The organism is Marinobacter sp. W-8 (assembly GCF_044342215.1).
Taxonomy (GTDB): Bacteria; Pseudomonadota; Gammaproteobacteria; order Pseudomonadales; family Oleiphilaceae; genus Marinobacter; species Marinobacter nauticus.
The window spans coordinates 3,492,459-3,511,860 of the sequence record NZ_CP172297.1; the positions used below are offsets into that span (position 1 = coordinate 3,492,459).

The following is a 19,402-nucleotide window of genomic DNA, read 5'->3' on the forward strand; positions in this document are numbered from 1 at the left end:
CATCAATGGGTCAATTAACACTGGCGGACAGCGGACGATCCGCCAGCACAATGGGGTGTCCCCGGGAGCATCGCTCGATGCGGGCCTCGATACCATAGGTTTTGGCCAACAGTTTCGGCGTCAGCACCTGTGCCGGTGTGCCCAGCACGGCCTGGCCCCCCGGGGACAGTACCAGAATCTGGTCGCAATAGCGCAGGGCCAGATTGAGATCGTGGCTGGCCACCAGAGCAATGGCGCCGGTCCGGCTGGTGGCATCACGTACCGCGTTGAGCACATTCAGCTGCCAGTGCAAGTCCAGGGCACTGGTGGGCTCATCCAGCAGCATCAATGGCGTCTGACGTACCAGTACCTGAGCCAGCCCCACCATCTGGCGCTGACCACCAGACATTTCCGATAGCCGCCGAAGCGCCAGTTGCCGGATACCCAGGGTGTCGAAAACCTCTTCAATCGCCAGCTCGGTTTCTTCCCGGGACCAGTCACCGCGGGCGGAGCGGCAGGCGCTGAACACAGTTTCGTATGCCACCAGGGGAATGGCCTGGGGCAGAGGTTGGGGCAGGTAGCCGACACGACGAATGCGCTGGTGGGCAGTAATCGCCGCCAGATTCTCCCCGGCAAAGGTCATGGTGCCGGCAATCGGCAGCAGGCCAGCAATGGATTTCAGCAGCGTGGACTTGCCCACGGCGTTAGGGCCAACCACGGCCACCAGTGAGCCCGCGGGTATCTCCGGCAGGGTAAGCCCTGTGAACACGGATCGATTCCGGTAACCGGCGGTGACGGATTGCAGCTTCAGGGTCACAATGCGGCCCTCCTGCTGCGGCCGATGATCAGGGTAATGAACAGCGGGATACCTACCAGGGCGGTCACAATCCCCACCGGCAATACCACCCCCGGCACCAGCAGCTTGCTGGCGATGGATGACAACGACAGCAGAACGGCCCCGGCCAGGGCGCTGCCCGGCAACAGAAAGCGATGATCTTCACCCAGCATCAAACGGGCGATGTGGGGCGCCACCAGGCCGATAAACCCGATTTCGCCAACGAAACACATGGCCGCCGCCGTCAACAGACTGACCCGCATCAACACCACCAGGCGCATGCGCTCCACCCGGATGCCCAGACTGCGGGCCTGCTCCTCACCACTGCGCAGCAGGGTCATAGCCCAGGCATTGCGAAGGGAAAACGGCAGGCACAGCGCAAGCACCAGGGCCACAATGGCCACTTTGTCCAGACTGGCCCGAGCCAGGCTACCCATGGTCCAGAACACAATCTGCTGAACCGACTCGGCGTCGGCCATGAACTGGATCAGGCCCACCACGGCGTTGATGCCGAATAACAGGGCAATACCAAACAGCACCACCGCATGCACCGAGGCCCCCAGAGTGCGTGACAGTACCAGGATCAGCAGCGAGGCAGCTGCGGCAAATACAAACGCGGAAAGAGGCAACAATACATGGGCCGCCAACCCCAGTACCGAGATATTGAAAGCAATCACCAGCGACGCCCCCAGGGTGGCTGCCGCACCGACGCCCAAGGTAAACGGGCTGGCCAGCGGATTATTCAGTATCGTCTGCATCTCCGCCCCGGCAAGGCCCAGGCAAGCGCCGACCACCACCGCCATCAACGCGTAGGGCAGCCGGATATCCTCAATAATCACGCGGGTGCCTGCATCGATACCCTCGGGGTTGAGTAGCCCTCTGAACACATCCAGCAACCCCAACATCGACGGCCCGCTGGCAATGTCCACCAGCAGTGCCGCCAACGCCGCGAGGGTCAACCCTCCCAGGCATAACACCCGGCGCCAGACAAAACGCCGATAGTCATCGGCCAGCGAGGACGCCCTGGTGTCAGACGATTTCAGTCCCGCATCTTGCCTATACTGCACGGGCGTCATTTCTGCGCCTCCCCGGCTGTCACCCAATAGACTCCGTCAAGCGGCACTGGCTGGAATCGCCGGTAGAATTCCGCCAGGGTCGCACCTGGATCCAGCTCACCAAACGCTGCCGGATGGAACCACCGGGCCAGAGCCTGGACCGCCACCACGTTCATGGGCGTGTTGTAGAAGTGGTGCCAGATAGCCATGGCCCGCCCCTCTCGAATGGGTTTTACCGCTCGCAGCCCCGGACGATCAGTGGCCCGGAGAAGGGATGCCCTGGCCGTCTGCTCATCAATACCCGCCCCGAGCATCACGTATGCGTGGTCGGTTTCGGACGCCTGATACCGTCGGGAGCCAATGGCCGTGGCTACGTAACGCCGGGGCGGCTCACTGATCAGATATTCCAGATTGAGCACACCACTGACTCCGGGAACCCGGCCTTGCGCCACATTCTTACCGCCAGCAGCCTCGATGAAGTGCCCCATCATCCCCTCCACCATGGTCTCACAGCAGTTGTCATGCCGACCCAGACGACTGTGCAGGAACACGCTGGGCCAGTCGCTTCGCGGAATCTCGGCCACCACGCCGGTAACCCGGGCAAGCTGTTGCTGGTAGAACCGGTTGAAGACCTCGGCCTCATCCTGACGCCCGAGAACTTCGCCCAGAACAGCCATGCTCCTGGGTGTATTGACCAGAGGATCCTGCCGAAAATCGATAAACACCACTGCCACGCCCGCTCGCTGAAGGCTATCAATCAGTGCCCGGTTATGGGCACCGGGACCGTGGCCCTCGAGACTGAAGATGGCCAGGTCGGCCCCCATGGCAAGCACACTTTCCAGACTGAAACTGTCAGCCGAGGTGTGCCCTACCCGGGGAATATCCGCCAGTGACGGGAAAGCTTTCAGATACTGCGCATAGCCGCCCGGATCCGTCATTTCGAAATCCGGTAACAGCCCCGCAAGACGGTCAGGCAGGTGCTCTCCCTCCAGTATGGCAAGCGCGGGAATGTAGCGACTCTCTCCCAGGATCACTCGCTCGACACGGTCCGGCAGCTTTACCGTCCGCCCCGCCAGATCGGTAACCGTGTCCGCCGCCAGGGAGAGCTCAGCCAGTAAACAGAAAACGCCGCCCATCAGGGCGGCTGTGATTTGGTAACGCAACATCACGGGCCTCAGAACCGCATGGCCAGGCCTACGCGGATGTCCCGCCCCGGCTCCGGCATGCCAACAATTCCCTCATACTCCTCAATGTGCTGGTAATCGGCATTGCTGGCATGATCCAGGTACTGCTTGTCGCCGACGTTCTTGATGGTCAGGCTCAGGCGCAGATCCTCATTGCCGGTGGGCAACCAGTGCAGAAACAGGTCGTGCACGCCGTATCCGGGCTTGTCGATGGTGCCAACCGAGGTGTCCAGATTTTCGATACCCTCAACAAACCGGCCCTGCCAGCCAAACTCCAGGTTTCGATCCCAGCGGTACGCCAGGTCGGCAATCCAGGTATCTCCCATGGTGTTACCCAGCAGATTGTGCTCGTACACCGTCAACGGCTGGCCATCCACTTCGGCATCGTTACTGTGGAAGCTCAGTCCGGCGGAAAGTGCCTGCCATTGGTAACCGGCCGAGATCAGGTAGCCGTCAGACTCGAGATCACCGATGTTCTTGTAGATGGATTCCCGGAACGGCAGTAACGGATCAGCAATGGCGTCCTTGATTTCAGAACGGTACACCTCGGCCGAAAGTCGGAAGTTGTCGTAGCGGTAATCGAAACCGACCTCGGTATTCCGGGCTTTTTCGCCTTTCAGATCCGGATCGTTTTCAGAACCTTCCAGCTTGAAGGCGTCCTGAGTGGTTGGCCCCCGGAAGGCTTCGGCATAACCAGCTTTCAGAGTGAGACCGTCCACCACCTCCCAGGCCAGGTTGGCATTCGGGCTGACCTCGTCTTCACTGAAGCGCTGATCATCGTTGTCCTTGAGCCGGTAGTCGTCATAACGGGCGCCGGCACTGAACAGCAGACGGCTGGTGAGCCATAGATCGCCCTGCAGGTACACACCCAGCACTTCACCAGTCTGTTGTTCGGCCCGCTTGTCCTCCTGATAACCGGCGTTCACCTTGTCCTCACGATAATCAACACCGTAGGTCAGGCTGTGCTCGCCAAAACGACTGGTATTACGAAGGTCGCCGCCGATGTTCCGGCTAAACCCGAAGTAACGGCCCCAGCGATCCTCAACGTTCTGTTCGATGTCAGACTCGGTGTGGTAAACGGTTGCCTCAAGATCCACCAGGGCATTGCCTGCAGGAGCGTATCCGTAGTTGAGGGTAGTGGTGTCCCGTCGGCCATCCAGTTCGTAAAGGCGATTGAAACTACTGACAACCCATTGTGGACGCTGGGGCCGTTCCCCCTCATCGGTACGTACTTCATGACTGAGCTTGATAGTCTGATCGGCCGGCAACTGGCCCACCAGTTTCGCAAACCCCAGCTGCTGACGGGCATCACTGCCGGCAATACGGTCGCCACTGCCATCCTTGAACGGCTCGTGGTCACTCTGGCTGACAGACACCAGAGTGCTCCAGTTATCACTCAGCCGACCAAAGGCCGTGCCACTGGCCTTGTAGCCATCGGTGTTGGAGAAAGAGCCGAATTTAACCAGGGCCCCGGCGCTTTCGCCTGGCCGCAACAAATCGTCCGGATCCTTGGTAACAAAGCGGATTGATCCGCCCAGGGCGCCTGCTCCTTCGGTGGCCCGGCCAGCCCCGGCATTGACTTCAACCTGCTTGAGCAACTCCGGCTCCACCGACAGTCGACCGGAGTGATGGAACAGTGCCCCAGCCTGGGTGGCACCATCCACGGATACGTTCAAAAGCGGGTCTTCAAAGCCTCGGACATAAACTTTCTGGGCGATGCTGTTGGACCCACCAACGCTCACGTCTGGCTGGCCCGCAAAGACGTCTTCCAGATCGTCCGCCTGGAAACGCTCTATGGTCTCTGCATCGACCACAGTATCAGCGTCCGCCTCACGGTCTGCGGTTACCTGAATAGGATCCAGGGAAACCGGCTGTGCATGAGCCAGAGGTGCTGCCATCAGGGCCAGCCAGAGGGTGTTGCGACGAAAGCGCCGGGGTTGTTTCATCGGTGAGGAATTTGCCATCACGACCGCACTCCATTATGCAAATGATTCGTATTTGGAGTGCATTCTCGATAACTTGTGTCGCGAAGTGAACCAGTTTTACATTTGTTACATCCGGACTGCAGGCAACCACAAATGCATCGCCAGACCACCGTTCCCCGCAAGATTACAGGCCCGGATTCGCCCCCCTATGGCATCCAGATGCCGGCTTGCCAGCGCTAACCCCAGGCCATGGCCAGACGGCACACTTTCCCGGATCCGTGTGGCACGGAAAAACGGCCGGAAGATCGCCTCCAGTTGCTCGGCCGGAACACCCGGCCCGTCGTCCTCTACCGAGAGCTGGTATCCACCACCTTCCTGCTGCAGACGTATCATCACCGTGCCCCCGGCCGGCGTATACTTGCAGGCATTACGGACCACATTTTCTATGGCCTGGGCCAACGCCCGATGGCTGGTGCCCCGAATCTCAGCCTGTTCCGGGAGCACGGTCCTGATTTGATGTTCCGGGTACTCATAACGGACATCCTCCACAATAGTATCCACCAGATCGGTCAGATCCAGATCCTCCTGGTTCAGCTGCGGCTTCTCGTTTTCCAGCCAGGCCAGAGTCAGGGTGTCCTCCACCAGGGCGCGCATCAGATCGCACTCCCGTCGTATCCGGGGCAGGAAATGCTGGGTATCAATCCCTTCCTCTACGCAACTGATGGCCATATCAATCCGGGTCAGGGGCGTTCGCAGCTCATGGGAGAGATCGGAGATCAACCGGCGCTGGGACTGGATCAGATCGCCGATCCGCTCAGCCATCTGGTCAAAGGTCTCTGCCAGCGCGGTCAGCTCGTCGTTCCTGTTACCCAGCAGAGCCCGGGCCCGGGCTCCCAGATTGCCCTCGCTGAACTGGCGGGTTGCCAGTTCCAGCTGGCGAACGGGGTTCATCAGGTGCCGGTAGATCACCAGACACAATGCCAGCAGCACCGTCAGTGGCAAGGCAGCTTTCAGGAACAGCCGGGCCTCCGGCAGGTAAGCGCCCGGCCGCATGCCCTGGGGCAGGGTAATCAGGAAATGGGTATGGCCATCGGCGAAGGTAAGATCCATGATCGGGTTTTCAGTGAAATACAGATGGATCTTCCATTCCACGTTGCGCCCAAGCCGAAAGCCCTCCTCAAACTGTGGCGACAGTTCACTTCCGGCTAACGGCCGTATCTCAGACTGAACCACCGCGGCCCAGGTGTTTTCGTCCCGTTGCAGTTGCTCCAGCCAGCGGGCAAGGGCCTGTTCGTCACCGGCCAGATACAGACGCTCTGCTGTGTGCCCCCAGTATTTCAGGGTCTCCTGATGCTTGCGGGCAATAAAACTCATCTGCTGTTCGGTGGTTGTCCCCAGAAAGGAAATCACCCAGAACAACACCAGCGTTCCCAGCGCCAGGGTGCCTGACAGCTTCCACCACAAACGACGATTCACTGGAAGCAATACCCCTTGCCATGCACTGTCTGCAATCGGTCACCGGCAACGCCGGCTTCCATCAGCTTGCGACGTACCCGGCTCAGGTGCATGTCCAGACTTCGGTCATAGCGACTGAATTCCTTCTCCAGTACCACCTGGTAGAGATAGGGTTTGCTCAATGGTTCGCTCTGGTGCAACACCAGAATCCAGAGCAGGCGAAACTGGATGGGAGTCAGCGAGACCGGATTCCCCTGAAAGCTGACGGTCATGGCATGACGATCAAGCTTTAACTCACCGGCAGCCAGTGTGGCAGGGTCTGCGCGCTGATCGGTTTCGCCCAGTGTGCGCCGCAGCAGCGCCTCAATTCGCAACAGCAATTCGGTGAAACTGAAAGGTTTTGGCACATAGTCATCGGCCCCCTGCTGATACCCCATAATGCGCTCTTGCTCGGCACCACAGGCTGTCAGCATCATGACCGGGGTCTGGCGGGTTTTACGGAGCTTCTCCAGGAATTCGAAGCCGTTCATGCTCGGCAGCAGCACATCCAGAAGAATCAGGTCCAGCCGCTGCCCCATGGCGGTGATCAGTGCCTTATCCCCCTCATAACGCTGTACCACCTGATAGCCCCGGGACGCCAGTAATCCGGACAGCTGATCACTGAGGGACTGATCGTCTTCGACAATCAGGATTTTCGGATTTCGGTCGGCCAGTGTCGCCATAGCTTGCCATCCATCGCCAAATGATAATGCATATCATATGCAACGGATGACGGTAGCTCAAGTGCAGGATTCACTCAGCAGGTGCGGCAAGCGCCTCCTGAAGCAAAGCCAACAGGTGAGCGGGCATGCCCTCGGCCAGCTTCAGAGCCGCACTGTGGCCACGGGGTGTCATTTTTCCCCAGGTCCGGCGCACAATGCGCAGCCATTTTTCTTTGTCGTAATCCGGGTTGTCTTCAAAGAATTGCGCAAAATAGCGCTCCAGAAACACCATACACGCCACATCTTCCAGCAACTGGGTGTCCTCGTCTTCCCGCAATTTACGCTTGGTCAGAATGGTTTCGACCCGTTCGCACTCCGCTTTCGGGTAACCGCAAGCCGCCATGATCTCCGCTGCCCGGCGACCATGCATGCGGCCGCAGGCCTGACGCCATTGATAGTAATTCTTGCGGCCCTCACCATAGTCACTCCGGGGCATGGTCCAGCGCTCGATATGTTGGGCCCGGCAGGCGATCTGCATGCGCTCGGAAGGTTCCGGCTCCAGTTCAAACAGCCAGCGGGTCATGTGCAGGCTGTAGGCGTATTCCCTGGGAAGGGATTCACCATCTATTTCCTCACAGTTGGGATCCTGCTGGTTTGCCTGGTCGATGGCATTGATCGCACATTCCAGATTGGCACTGTTGCTCATCATTCAATCCTTCAAGTCGCACGGCTCGCTCCTGGCGCCCCCGTGTGAACAGGGCGCGCCGTTCCATCAAGCGATACTATCAGCCAGCCGGACTACAGGTCACCGGCAAACTTCAGACCTGCGCCGAAGGCCGCGCCTTGATCCGGTCGAACCAGGCCTGCAGGTGTTCCTGTTCCGGCTTGATACGGATATTGACCACCCGGGCAAAGGCCACAGTGGTGAAAGCGTTGATGTCGGCGGCGGTGAACCGGTCACAGCACAGGTATTCCTTGCCCTCGAGCTGCTTGTTCAGGAAATGCATGAATTTCTCGACGCCCTGGCCGCACTCCTCCCCCCACTCCTTGATGGGGTTCATCCGGTCCTTGAAATAGCCGGTGGTGTGCTGAAAGCACATGCCGGTGGGCATCATGAAATAGAATTCGATCCAGCGTAGCCACTGCTCCACCTGGGCTTTCTCCAGCGGTGATTCACCCAACAGACTGGGCGTGTCCGGATAGCTTTCCTCAAAATAGCGGCAGATGGCCATGGTTTCGGCAATGCAGGTGGCGTCATCCAGTTCCAGCACCGGCACTTTCTTCATCGGGTTGCGGGCAACAAAGTCCGGGCTCAGGTTCTCCCCTTTTTCAATATCCACCTGCACCAGTTCAACCTGGTCCAGCAAGCCTTTCTCGGCCAGGAACATGCGCACTCGACGCGGATTGGGGGCGGTTCGGGTTTCGAAGAGTTTCATCTTGTTATTGGCTCCGTTCACTCGTTGAATTGACGCCAATGAGCGTGACCGCAAAAAACAGTTGCGTCAAGCAACCGCTATTGACCAGGCAACCAATGTTCCATCTGCTGGATGATCCATCCGGGTTCATCCAGCGGCAAGTCGTGCCCGGCATCCGGATGCAGCCGAAGCGTCCAGCACCAACGCCGTTCCAGCTCGGCGCTGCAATGCCAGTGCACAATACGGTCACCCTTGCTCGCCAGCAGCAGAGCGTCTGCCATGGGCCGCTGCGGCAAAGGCCGAAACCCGACTGCCGCCCGCAACTGATTGTACGCCGTACGATAGTTGACCGGGCGCTGGCGCTGGATGCTGTACCAGGCTTTGCACAAAGACAGTGGAATCTCTCGATTGGACGTCAGGCGCAGAATATCCCGCTCCCGGTGAAACAGCTCTCGACGGGCCAGTAGCTGAGTCACGCGCGGCCAGGCCAGCGGGCGCATGCGCTTCCAGAACGGGCTGAAACCGGAACTGGTGTTGACCAGAACCAGGTGCTGGAGCTCCCCGGGTTCGGCATGCTGGGCCCAGTCAAGGGCCACCATACCGCCCATGGACAGCGCCAACAGGCTGAACGGCCTGGGTATATGATTGACCTGCTCACAGACGCGCCTGCGAATCTCAGGGATAGTGTCAGGAGAATCCTCGCGGAACAGTGTGCCGGTACCCGGCAGATCAATGGTGTGGAACCGGTGTTCCGGAAAGGCCGAGCGAAGCTGTGCCGGGAAATCGCCCCAATGGCCCTGCTCCCGGGTAAGGCCTCTCAGAAGGATCCAGTGCATGTCATCGGCTATCCCTGTACCAGTGCATAATGGCAGCTTCCCTCAGCATGGACTCTTCATCCGCCCCCGGCAACCAGTTCTCATGACTGGCAGCGGCGTTCAACAGGAAATCAATCCACGGCATGTGACTGCGCAACACCCTTTGGTGTCGGTGCGGAACCAGTGGGTTGAAGAAGCCTTCCAGCCGAAACAGCTGACGCGGGCGTTTACGAATCCAGCGCCAGGATCCCATTTCCAGGGTGAGCGGCAGAAAAACACCGTCGCTGGTTCGGTTAACCTGTTTGTAAAAGTAGTCCCATAGATCACCATGGGTCAGATAGTGGGCAGATTGCGGCTCAAACCGGTACGTGTGATTGGGGTAGGCCTGTTCCCAGATCAGCTTGAGCGCCATGACCGAGCCAATACGGCGCATGGGCCGACGGCGATAGGCGTAGGGAAACCAGATCTGATCCTGCCAGCCAAACCCGGAGTGACAATCCAGCGCCAGACTGAATGGACGGCCCGGGAGCAGTTCCCGGATCACCGACTCGAGGGCCAGGTTCTCGGCTTCCATCCCCTGTTCGGGATCACCGGTATACCAGGGCAAGCGTGGTGAAAGCCGCTGCCCTCCCAGCAGGAAGGCACTGCGATCCTGGGCCGTGATCGGCGCATTACGCATCAGATCAACCCCGTTCGGATTGCTGCGCTGGTTCAGGTACATGCCGCCCGGGTTCAGCATGGGCAGAAGCGTGATGTGCACCCGCTCCAGAAGCGCCTGTACGCTGTCATCCCAGGCCAGGCGGGCCAGAAAAGAAGACAGCCACGCCATCACCACCTGCGTGCCGATACGCTCAAGCCCATGAACTCCGCCAATCAGCATAACAACGGGCACATCCTTGCGGTCGGTGCCCAGGTCGACCCGATAGACCGGCAGTTCAAGGTCGCGAACATTCACCCGGGACAGTACCGAACTGGAGACACCTTCCGGCGCCTCCGCCAGCAGCCGCTCGAGCTGGATCAGCTCCGGCAGGAAAGAGCGAAGCCTTCGTTTCTGGCCTTTGTCCCGGCGGGCTTGCTCCGCTGGTATCACCGCGTGGGGCGTCAATGCTTTCAGTTCGGTCATTTCAGGCTCTCTGGCAACGGCTGCTGACAGTGTGCGCCAGAAATGCTTCAGTCCGTTGACAGTGTCGAACCTGTTATTGCAAATAGTATGCAAGGGTATACTATGAAAATGCACATTCGCAGATTACCGTGACCCAGTCCGCTCATGCCCAGATTCCCGTTGCTCATCCTGGCCCTGTTGATGGCCGCCTGCTCACCCGATGAGGCTACAGAACCAGGACGGCATGAAGCCACGGAAAGCGCCACGCGCCAGCAACCTGCCCCCCATCCTGATCAACACCGGATCATTCTCGCCGCCGACCCCTGGTGCCCCCATAACTGCCGGGCTGGTGCGCCGGAGGAAGGTTATATGGTGGATATTGCGCGGGAGATTTTTGCCGCATCGGGCTTTGACGTTGAGTACAGAAACTATGGCTGGGCCCGTTCCCTGAGCCTGGCCCGGGAGAACCGGATTGATGGCGTTATCGGCGCCCTGAAAGGCGACGCCCCGGACTTTGTCTTTCCGGAGCGCCCCATGGGCACTGCCCGTATCGGCTTGTACACGCACCCGGAGAGCCAATGGCAATACCGGGGACTGGACTCGCTTAACGGAAAAACCCTGCTGGTGATCAACGGTTACTCCTACTCTCCGGAGCTGGATCGTTATATTGCAGACTATACCGATGATCCCGAACGAGTGTGGGTCATCTCCGGAGCAGCGCCCCTCGGGCGAGCCCTCAGACTACTGGCACAGGAACGCACAGATACCTTCGCCGAAGACCAGGCGGTCATGAGCTGGTTTTTGCGGGAGCATTCCGGATATCCACCTCCAAGACTGGCCGGGATCGCCCACCAGGCCCCCGTCTACATTGCCTTCTCGGCCGGGAATCCAAGGTCGGGGGAACTGGCCAGACTGCTGGATGCGGGTCTGGCCAGGCTGGCTGAAACTGGCCGCCTGGACATGATCAAGGCGTCCTACGGGCTTTCCACCTCGGATTGAAAAGCCTTGATGGTATTGCCAGCGGGTGTTTGCAGCAGCAATTCACCATGCCGGCCGATCCGGCCATCCGTTACCTCTTCCAGCAGCTCCAGGAAACGCCTTTCCTGATTCATCAATGCCGGCGCACAGGCCATCATGGTGGTGGCCTGAAGACTGAAGGACAACCCTTCTCCCGTCAGGTTGTAACTTCCCGTATAGCGATTACAGGAAGCCCGGCCAGCTACCCGGTTGTCCGCCAGAAACCTCAGGGTCATTCTGGAGCGGTCAATAATGCCGGCACCGGCAAGGTCTTCCACCACCCATTCGGCACCCCGGAACAGCCGCTGACGATCCCCGCCACAACCCTCAAATGTCTCATCGCCGAGTGTCAAACGAACCTGAGCCGGATACTGAGCGCCGGCCATCTGGTCTTCACACAACTGATGAGCGATCCGCACCTCCGTCCGCTCGTCACCCAGCGTGGCTTCATAGGCGCGACCGTGGCGATTGGCAAGAATCTCGTTCAGGCGGATATCTTCGGTAACTTGCTGGTCGTAAGGACGGGTCAGCCGCATCTGGCCATTCTCGATAACAACAGACCAGAACGGTTCCGTGCCTATCCCACGAAACGAGGATTCAATGGCACCCGGCTCCAGGCACTCGGGAAGCGTCTCGCCACGCACGCTCAGCGTTGCCCGCTCCCCCTTGCTCCAGAACCGGGTATCCGGGTCGCCGGGCGCGACAAACAAGGCGCCGGAGGCGCTCTCGGCCGGCTTGAGCAGAACCCGGCGATTCAGGTATTCCAGCCCTACCAGTTCGTCGTCACCGGAGCTGGTGACCGTAACGTTCAGCTGGCCACACTGGTAACGGCCAAACTCCGACAAGCCCGTTTTCGTCGGGCTGGAGGCACAGGCACTGATCAGGGCGCCGGCAAGAACCACGACAGACAGCGATACACCTTGTCGCAAAAACATGAACACATCCTCTGTTGTTCCAGACTACAAGTCGCCATTGTAGAGATTCCATCCTGGATTCACCACGATCGACGCAAAGCACTGAGTCAGAAACCTGCCTGTAGCACGTCATTGCCAAGACGCTCTTAACTACTCCTGCGTAGCCGCTGGCGAAGCCAGGATGGTAACGCCCTGGCCGGTCTCAAGCACCAGCCGGCCGTCAGCGGCAAACTGATACCCGTGAACATCGCCCAACAGTTTCAAAAACCGGTTTTCCTGCTGCATCAGGGTTTCAGGGCAGGCCATTCGCGTCGCGGCCATCTGGGAAAACACCAGCTCTTTGCCCTGAACATGCCAGCCTCCGTTGTATCGGTTACAGGACGATGAGCCAAACACCCGCCCTTCATCGGTGAACCCGATGGTAACCTCACTACCCTCGAGTACCGGCTCACCATCAATCTCTTCCACCAACCACTGGCTACCGGCCAGCGACCCGGGCTTTCCACCCTCTTTCTCGGCATTGAGGGAGCAGCCCCAGAGCGACCCGGTAATCAGCAACATCGCCATGACATTCTTTGCAAGACTCATATAACCCCCTGATAGATAGTGAGATAACCATTGCATTCTACGCCCGCCGTCTTGGGAATTCGCATACAGAAAGGTTAATCTTGAGTTACCAGACATCCGGAGCAATACCATGGCGATCAAAAACTATCAGTTCTGCATTTCGCACTACTGCGAAAAGGCGCGTTGGGCCCTGGACTACAAAGGCATCAACTATCAGACCGTCAACCTGCTCCCGGGCCAGCATATAAACACCATTAGCAAACTGACCGGGGCCGAGTCGGCTGTACCGGTACTCGAACACGACGGACAGATCATCCAGGGCTCCGGACATATCCTGGATTACCTCGACAAGGTCTTTCCAGACAAGCCCTTGCTGCCGGCGGATCCAGACCTTCAGGCCAGGGTTCTTGAATGGGAACAGAAGCTGGACGAACAGGCCGGCCCCGCTCTGCGCACCTGGGTGTACCACTATTTTCTGCAACGCCCGAAAGTAGTGGTACCCATGCTGGCAGCGGGCACACCGTTCTATAATCGCATCCTGCTCAGCCTGGCCTTCAGCCGGGTTGATGAGATCATGCGCAAGTGGATGAAGATCAACCAGAAAACCGCCGATACCTCACAGGCAACCCTCGAGGCTCTGGTTAAAGAACTGGCCGAGATCTATCAGCAACGTCCGTTCCTGGTAGGCGATCAGTTTACCCGCGCCGATCTCACTGCCTGCTCACTGCTGGCGCCGTTGTTCCAGCCGCCCGAGTACCCGGTGCCATGGCCAAAGCCGGGCAGGGTTCCGAAGCCTGTGCAGGCCTGGCTATCCGAATGGCAGGCTACAATCGATCCCATCGCCGCGGTGTATCGCCAGAACCGGTGATGCTGGCCAGGCGGTGGCGGAATAGGCCAGCAACCCTGGCGCAATAGGACATCGCCTTTACTCGGCGCTGTGCGATGATGACTCCCAACAAAAATAATTCGGGGGAGCAGCCATGGTGTTGATCGACATGATGCGGACAGTGCTGGAAGACAGCGGGCTGATCAGCCTCTGGCAGTTCCTGGCCCCCTGGCTGGCTCTTGACGAACGACAGCTGATTTTCGTCATCGCCACCCCCGTGTTCATTGCAGTTACCTTGTGGGAATACCTGAAGATACGGCATGACCCACGGTTGATGAACGTGCCGGAGGCTATTCGCAACTTCGCCCTCGGTGCCGGCTACCAGGTTACCGAGCTACTTTTTGCCGGCCTGATCGCCTTTCCCGTCTACGCCCTCTGCTATCACTACCGCTTGCTGGAACTGGAACTGAACTGGGCGACCGGATTTCTGACCTTTCTCGGCGTGGATTTCTGTTTCTACTGGATGCACCGGGCCAGCCACCGCATGCGCTGGTTCTGGGCCGCCCATGTAGTCCATCATTCGTCCGAACGCATGAATTTCTCCACCGCCATGCGCCAGAATGCCACCAACATTTTCAACGGCATGTGGATTTTCTATTTGCCCATGGCGCTGATCGGTTTCAACCCGGTGTGGATCGGCATCGCCTATGCTTTCTCCCTGGTGTACCAGTTTTTCGTGCATACCACGCTGGTGCGGCATCTGCCGGCCTGGGTCGAATTCCTTTTCAACACCCCGAGCCATCACCGGGTACACCATGGCCGCAATCCGGAATACATCGACCGCAATTACGGTGGCACACTGATTATCTGGGATCGCCTGTTCGGAACCTTTGTCCCGGAGAGCGACAGCAACCCACCGGAATACGGCATTACCCGGCAGATTCATTCCAATAACCTGATTGTGCTCTGGACCCACGAATATGTGGACATGTTCCGCGACATGGCCCGCCCCGGCAGCTTATTGTCCCGTCTTCAGCATTTATGGAATCCGCCGGAGTGGCAGCGCCCGGCACCTCAGAACAACAAGGATGCGGGCCGAAACCATGACCGAACACCCTCTGACGCTGAATACCCCTGATGGCCACACCATTGCCGGACGGCAATACCTGCCGGCACAGCCAGTTGCCATTCTGGTGATCAGCCATGGCATGGCGGAGCACGGTGATCGCTACCAGGAGCTGGCCCGCTGGCTCGGGGCTCACAACATTCTTGTCATCACCTATCACCACCGGGGCCATGGCCCCCACTGCCCGGCCGAACACCAGGGGCATTATGCTGATCAGAACGGATGGCAACGGGTGGTGGACGACCTGGCGCAAGTGGTAGAGACTGCCCGCAAGCAGCATCCAGGCCTGCCAGTAAATCTGCTCGGCCACAGCATGGGCTCGTTCATTGCTCAGAGTTATGCCCAGCAATACGGCGACCGTATCAACGCCCTGATCCTCAGTGCCACCAACCGCATCCACCGGCCCCAACTGCTGGCCTCGCGGCTGCTGGTTAACCTGATTGCCGGCGTCCGTGGCCGGCGCCACCGCAGCCAGCTGATTGGCAGGATGACCTTCGGCCAGTTTAACCGTGCTTTCCGCCCCAACCGCACCGGCAGCGACTGGCTGAGCCGTGATGTCGAGCAGGTAGATCGCTACGAAGCCGATCCTTCCTGTGGTTTCGATTGCACCGTGGGGCTCTGGCAGGACTTCATTGGCGGTATGCTGAGCATCAGGCCGGCAACCTGGCATCGGGATCTGCCGGTACACTTGCTGTCCGGCACCGCCGATGCCGTGGGCGAGATGGGGAAAGGCGTCCGCCAGCATTTTCAGACCATCCGGGAGTCGGGCATCGAGCAGGTAACGCTGCGGTTGTTCGACGGCGGGCGCCATGAGATGCTCAATGAAACCAATCGCATGGAAGTGTGGCAATACGTGCTAACCTTATGCCGTATTCAGTCGCCCGCTCGGTCGGAGGTCGGCGACCTGCCACTGGCCCAGTCACTACCATAAGGAATCGCTATGAGCCGCCGTACCTGCTGGCGTTTCTTCCCTTTGCTGGCAATCTGGCTGCTTCTGCCCCTGAGCAACGCCTATGCGGGGAATCTGACCCTCGCCGTCGCTGCCAATTTCACCGACACCACCGCCAGTCTGGTGGAGAAATTCAAGGCCTCAACCGGTCACCGGGTGACCGCCAGTTTCGGCTCCACGGGTAAACTCTACGCCCAGATTCGCAACGGCGCTCCATTTGATGTGTTCATGGCGGCCGATGCCCAACGCCCCCGGTTACTGGAATCCGACGGGATGGCCGTTCCCGGTTCTCGCTTTACCTATGCCAGGGGCAAGCTGGTGCTCTGGAGCCCTGAGACCGCGGCCTTTATCTCTCCCATCGCCTACCTGAGCGAACAGTCGTTCTCGCGGCTGGCCATCGCGAATCCTAAAACTGCCCCCTATGGCTTGGCCGCACAGCAGGTCCTGGAACACCTGGAACTCTGGTCACCGCTGCAGCCCAAACTGGTCCGTGGCGACTCCATCGCCCAGACCTTCCAGTTCATTGCCAGCGGCAATGCCCAGGCCGGGCTGGTGGCGCTGGCTCAGGTCAAAGCCTGGCCAAATCAGGACGGAACACTCTGGCGGATTCCGCAATCTTATTATGCCCCCATCGATCAGCAGGCGATACTTCTGAAACGCAGTGCCGACAATGCTGCCGCCAGAGAGTGGCTCGCCTTCCTGCAGTCCCCGGAGGCTATTGCGATTATTCAGGACTACGGATACGACACGGCGGACTGATGCTGGAAACCTATTGGCAGCCGGTCTGGCTGACGCTGAAGCTGGCTTCACTGACAACCCTGGTACTGCTGCTGGTAGGAACTCCGATCGCCTGGTGGCTGGCCCGGTCTCGTCACTGGCTGCGCCAGCCGATTGCTGCGGTCGTCGCCTTGCCATTGGTCCTGCCGCCCACGGTGCTCGGATTCTATCTTCTGCTACTGCTTGGCCCGAATGGCTGGGTCGGCCAACTGACAGAACGTCTTGGCCTTGGTTTACTACCGTTCACCTTTGAGGGCCTGGTAGTGGCCTCGGTTATCTATTCCCTGCCCTTTACCGTGCAACCCCTGCAGAATGCTTTCGAAAGTATCCGTGAAGGCTTTCTGGAGACCGCCGCCACCCTCCGGGCGGGGCCCTGGGACCGGTTTTTCTTTGTGGTGATTCCGCTGGCCCGCAACGGCTTCATCACCGCCAGCGTGTTGACCTTCGCCCATACAATCGGCGAGTTCGGCGTCATCCTGATGATTGGCGGCAATATCCCGGGCGAGACCAAAGTGCTGTCGGTGGCCATCTACGATCACGTGGAATCCCTGGAGTACACCCAGGCCCACTGGTTGGCTGCAGGCATGGTGGCGTTTTCCTTCATCGTCCTGGTGACCCTGTACGTCCTCAATGGCAGGGCCCGGGCGGGGGCCCTGCGATGAATCCCACAGCCATCGAGGCACGTTTTATCTGCCGCTTTCCCGGATTTGAACTGGATGTCGACCTGAAGCTACCCGGCAACGGGATTACCGCTTTATTCGGTCACTCCGGATGCGGCAAAACCACGCTGCTCCGCTGCATCGCCGGGCTGCAGCAGGCCCAGGGACAGCTTTCCGTATTCGGCACGCCCTGGCAGACAGACACCCTGTTCAGGCCGGTTCATCAAAGGCCCCTGGCCTATGTGTTCCAGGAGACGCATCTGTTTCCTCACCTGTCGGTGCGCCGGAACCTGACGTTCGGGCAACGCCGGGTTCCAGCCCAGCAACGCCAGATCCGGTTTGACGATGCCGTCTCCTGGCTCGGGCTGGCCCATCTTCTTGAGCGTATGCCCACTGGATTGTCCGGGGGCGAACGACAACGGGTTGCCATTGCCCGGGCCATTCTCACCAGCCCGCGACTGCTGCTGATGGATGAACCTCTGTCGGCACTGGATCAGAGCTCAAAGCAGGAGATACTGCCCTACCTTGAGCGGCTGCGCGACCATCTGGCCATTCCGATGATCTACGTTTCCCACTCCACCAGCGAAGTGGCGCGCCTGGCCAACCACATTGTAATGATGGACAACGGGCGTGTTATCGCACAGGGACCGCTGCAAGAGACTCTGGCCCGTGTGGACCAGCCGTTTCGGCTGGAGGAAGACGCAGGCGTACTGGTTCAGGCAACACTGGATGCGCTGGATGAGCCATGGCATCTCGCCCGCTTCAGCTTTGATGGTGGCAGCTTGTGGCTACGACAGGATCCGCGCTTCCGGCACGGTGACCAGGCCCGCATACAGGTACTGGCAAGAGATGTGAGTATCGCGTTGACGGAGCATCGCGACCAGAGTATCCAGAATTTGCTGCCGGCGCGGGTGGACCACGTCGAGACTGACGTCACCCCCGGCACCACCCTGGTGCGCCTGCTGGCTGGCAATACTCCGTTTTTGTCCCGGCTCACCAGCCGCTCCGCGGCCCAGCTGGCACTCACACCTGGCCAGCCGGTGTGGCTCCAGATCAAATCGGTTGCCCTGGTGGACTGAACGACTTCTGGCCCCTTTGGCCACAGAGTGTGACCAGTGATATCGCTACTCTGGCGTTTAAACACACTATGCCGGGAGCGGACTGATGCCGACCAAACATGAACACTGGGTGACCAGTGGAGACCTTCTTCTCTACGCCGTTGCGGAGGGCAACCCGGAAGCAACGCCCATTGTTCTGGTACACGGCTACCCCGACAACCACAGTGTCTGGGACAAGGTCACGGCCACACTCAGCCAGGAGTATCTGGTGATTCGTTACGATGTCCGCGGGGCTGGCCGCTCCGACAAGCCAGCCCGGACCCGGGACTATCGCCTGTCGTTGCTGGCAAAAGATCTGCAAGCAGTCGTCAACGCCATTATCCCCGACCGGCCATTTCATCTGGTTGCCCACGACTGGGGCTCCATTCAGAGCTGGGAATCGGTCACCGACCCCGACCTCCAGCAGCGTATTCGGTCCTACACGTCCATTTCCGGCCCCTGTCTGGATCATGTCGGCTTCTGGATTCGCAATCAGATCGGCTCACCGGCAAACGGCGGTACTACCAAAGTACTGCGGCAGCTGGCGAGTTCCTGGTACGTATTTCTGTTCCAGCTGCCGCTACTTCCGGAAATAATCTGGAAAGCCGGGCTGGACAAAGTCTGGCCCGACTACCTCAAGAAACAGGAACAGGTCGCTGACGCCCGCTTCAGCCCCTTGCAGAAGGCAGACGGGCAATATGGCGTAAAACTCTACCGGGCAAACTTCCTGCCCAGGCTGCTGCGCCCCAGACCACGGCACACCCGCTGCCCCGTTCAGGTGATCATTCCTACCCGGGATGCCTACGTTGGCCGTCAACTCACCGAATGCCTGGTGCAATGGACCGGTAAGCTCACGCTGCAGGAACTGGATGCCCCGCACTGGGCGCCACTGACCGAGCCCGACGCCATCTGTCAGTCTGTATCAACGTTTGTTGGGAGTAACGCTTAGCGGACCTCAAAGCCCCTGATGATAACGGTTACAAAAACAACAAGGGCGCCCAGCG

The 19,402-nt window shown here is 59.4% G+C and carries 20 protein-coding genes; 8 read left to right on the top strand and 12 right to left on the bottom strand.

Annotated elements, in window-relative coordinates:
• Window positions 1–10: 10 nt before the first annotated feature.
• The 10 genes from ACF8YQ_RS16295 to ACF8YQ_RS16340 all read right to left on the bottom strand — a co-directional run bounded on the left by ACF8YQ_RS16295 (window position 11) and on the right by ACF8YQ_RS16340 (window position 10,487).
• Window positions 11–796 carry an ABC transporter ATP-binding protein gene (locus tag ACF8YQ_RS16295; protein ID WP_396622005.1) on the bottom strand — a complete coding sequence of 262 codons (786 nt, stop codon included), beginning with the start codon at window positions 794–796 and terminating at the stop codon, window positions 11–13.
• Window positions 793–1,890, bottom strand: a complete 1,098-nt coding sequence (locus tag ACF8YQ_RS16300) for a FecCD family ABC transporter permease (RefSeq protein ID WP_396622006.1) — start codon at window positions 1,888–1,890, stop codon at window positions 793–795. Before ACF8YQ_RS16300 ends, ACF8YQ_RS16295 begins: the two co-directional genes overlap by 4 nt.
• On the bottom strand, window positions 1,887–3,035 hold the full coding sequence (locus ACF8YQ_RS16305) for an iron ABC transporter substrate-binding protein (RefSeq protein ID WP_396622007.1): 1,149 nt from the start codon (window positions 3,033–3,035) through the stop codon (window positions 1,887–1,889). The genes ACF8YQ_RS16300 and ACF8YQ_RS16305 overlap by 4 nt, the downstream gene beginning before the upstream one ends.
• A gap of 8 nt (window positions 3,036–3,043) precedes the next feature.
• On the bottom strand, window positions 3,044–5,017 hold the full coding sequence (locus ACF8YQ_RS16310; RefSeq protein ID WP_396622008.1) for a TonB-dependent receptor domain-containing protein: 1,974 nt from the start codon (window positions 5,015–5,017) through the stop codon (window positions 3,044–3,046).
• Window positions 5,018–5,104: 87 nt separating this feature from the next.
• Complete coding sequence (locus tag ACF8YQ_RS16315) at window positions 5,105–6,454, bottom strand: histidine kinase sensor domain-containing protein (RefSeq protein WP_396622009.1); 1,350 nt, start codon at window positions 6,452–6,454, stop codon at window positions 5,105–5,107.
• The gene (locus ACF8YQ_RS16320; protein ID WP_396622010.1) at window positions 6,451–7,155 is read right to left on the bottom strand and encodes a response regulator transcription factor; all 705 of its coding nucleotides are present in this window, start codon (window positions 7,153–7,155) and stop codon (window positions 6,451–6,453) included. Before ACF8YQ_RS16320 ends, ACF8YQ_RS16315 begins: the two co-directional genes overlap by 4 nt.
• Before the next feature lie 70 nt (window positions 7,156–7,225).
• The gene (locus ACF8YQ_RS16325; protein WP_396622011.1) at window positions 7,226–7,843 is read right to left on the bottom strand and encodes a DUF4202 domain-containing protein; all 618 of its coding nucleotides are present in this window, start codon (window positions 7,841–7,843) and stop codon (window positions 7,226–7,228) included.
• A gap of 109 nt (window positions 7,844–7,952) precedes the next feature.
• Complete coding sequence (locus ACF8YQ_RS16330; protein WP_219194098.1) at window positions 7,953–8,570, bottom strand: glutathione S-transferase family protein; 618 nt, start codon at window positions 8,568–8,570, stop codon at window positions 7,953–7,955.
• 77 nt (window positions 8,571–8,647) lie between these two features.
• The gene (locus tag ACF8YQ_RS16335; RefSeq protein ID WP_396622012.1) at window positions 8,648–9,385 is read right to left on the bottom strand and encodes an alpha/beta fold hydrolase; all 738 of its coding nucleotides are present in this window, start codon (window positions 9,383–9,385) and stop codon (window positions 8,648–8,650) included.
• Between the two features lies 1 nt (window position 9,386).
• Window positions 9,387–10,487, bottom strand: coding sequence for a M14 family zinc carboxypeptidase (locus tag ACF8YQ_RS16340; RefSeq protein WP_396622013.1), 1,101 nt, complete (start codon window positions 10,485–10,487; stop codon window positions 9,387–9,389).
• Between the two features lie 144 nt (window positions 10,488–10,631).
• Between ACF8YQ_RS16340 and ACF8YQ_RS16345 the strand changes: the two genes are divergently transcribed.
• Window positions 10,632–11,465, top strand: coding sequence for a substrate-binding periplasmic protein (locus tag ACF8YQ_RS16345; protein WP_396622014.1), 834 nt, complete (start codon window positions 10,632–10,634; stop codon window positions 11,463–11,465).
• Here the strand turns inward: ACF8YQ_RS16345 and ACF8YQ_RS16350 are convergent.
• Window positions 11,441–12,418: an META domain-containing protein gene (locus ACF8YQ_RS16350; RefSeq protein ID WP_396622015.1), complete on the bottom strand. Its 978-nt coding sequence runs from the start codon at window positions 12,416–12,418 to the stop codon at window positions 11,441–11,443. The genes ACF8YQ_RS16345 and ACF8YQ_RS16350 overlap by 25 nt on opposite strands.
• A 129-nt stretch (window positions 12,419–12,547) precedes the next feature.
• A complete protein-coding gene (locus tag ACF8YQ_RS16355) occupies window positions 12,548–12,985 on the bottom strand; it encodes an META domain-containing protein (protein WP_226595997.1) in 438 nt (145 codons plus the stop codon).
• Window positions 12,986–13,094: 109 nt separating this feature from the next.
• Between ACF8YQ_RS16355 and ACF8YQ_RS16360 the strand changes: the two genes are divergently transcribed.
• From ACF8YQ_RS16360 to ACF8YQ_RS16390, 7 genes are all read left to right on the top strand, one after another.
• Complete coding sequence (locus tag ACF8YQ_RS16360; RefSeq protein WP_396622016.1) at window positions 13,095–13,832, top strand: glutathione S-transferase family protein; 738 nt, start codon at window positions 13,095–13,097, stop codon at window positions 13,830–13,832.
• 112 nt (window positions 13,833–13,944) lie between these two features.
• Complete coding sequence (locus tag ACF8YQ_RS16365) at window positions 13,945–14,928, top strand: sterol desaturase family protein (protein ID WP_226595999.1); 984 nt, start codon at window positions 13,945–13,947, stop codon at window positions 14,926–14,928.
• Window positions 14,894–15,847, top strand: coding sequence for a lysophospholipase (locus ACF8YQ_RS16370; protein WP_396622017.1), 954 nt, complete (start codon window positions 14,894–14,896; stop codon window positions 15,845–15,847). The genes ACF8YQ_RS16365 and ACF8YQ_RS16370 overlap by 35 nt, the downstream gene beginning before the upstream one ends.
• Before the next feature lie 9 nt (window positions 15,848–15,856).
• The gene (modA, locus tag ACF8YQ_RS16375; RefSeq protein ID WP_396622018.1) at window positions 15,857–16,624 is read left to right on the top strand and encodes a molybdate ABC transporter substrate-binding protein; all 768 of its coding nucleotides are present in this window, start codon (window positions 15,857–15,859) and stop codon (window positions 16,622–16,624) included.
• Window positions 16,624–17,304 (top strand): molybdate ABC transporter permease subunit, encoded by a 681-nt coding sequence (modB, locus tag ACF8YQ_RS16380; protein WP_022993172.1) that lies wholly within the window; start codon window positions 16,624–16,626, stop codon window positions 17,302–17,304. The genes modA and modB overlap by 1 nt, the downstream gene beginning before the upstream one ends.
• Window positions 17,301–18,380, top strand: a complete 1,080-nt coding sequence (gene modC / locus ACF8YQ_RS16385; protein WP_396622019.1) for a molybdenum ABC transporter ATP-binding protein — start codon at window positions 17,301–17,303, stop codon at window positions 18,378–18,380. The genes modB and modC overlap by 4 nt, the downstream gene beginning before the upstream one ends.
• Before the next feature lie 85 nt (window positions 18,381–18,465).
• The gene (locus tag ACF8YQ_RS16390) at window positions 18,466–19,347 is read left to right on the top strand and encodes an alpha/beta fold hydrolase (protein WP_396622020.1); all 882 of its coding nucleotides are present in this window, start codon (window positions 18,466–18,468) and stop codon (window positions 19,345–19,347) included.
• The last annotated feature ends 55 nt before the right edge of the window (window positions 19,348–19,402 follow it).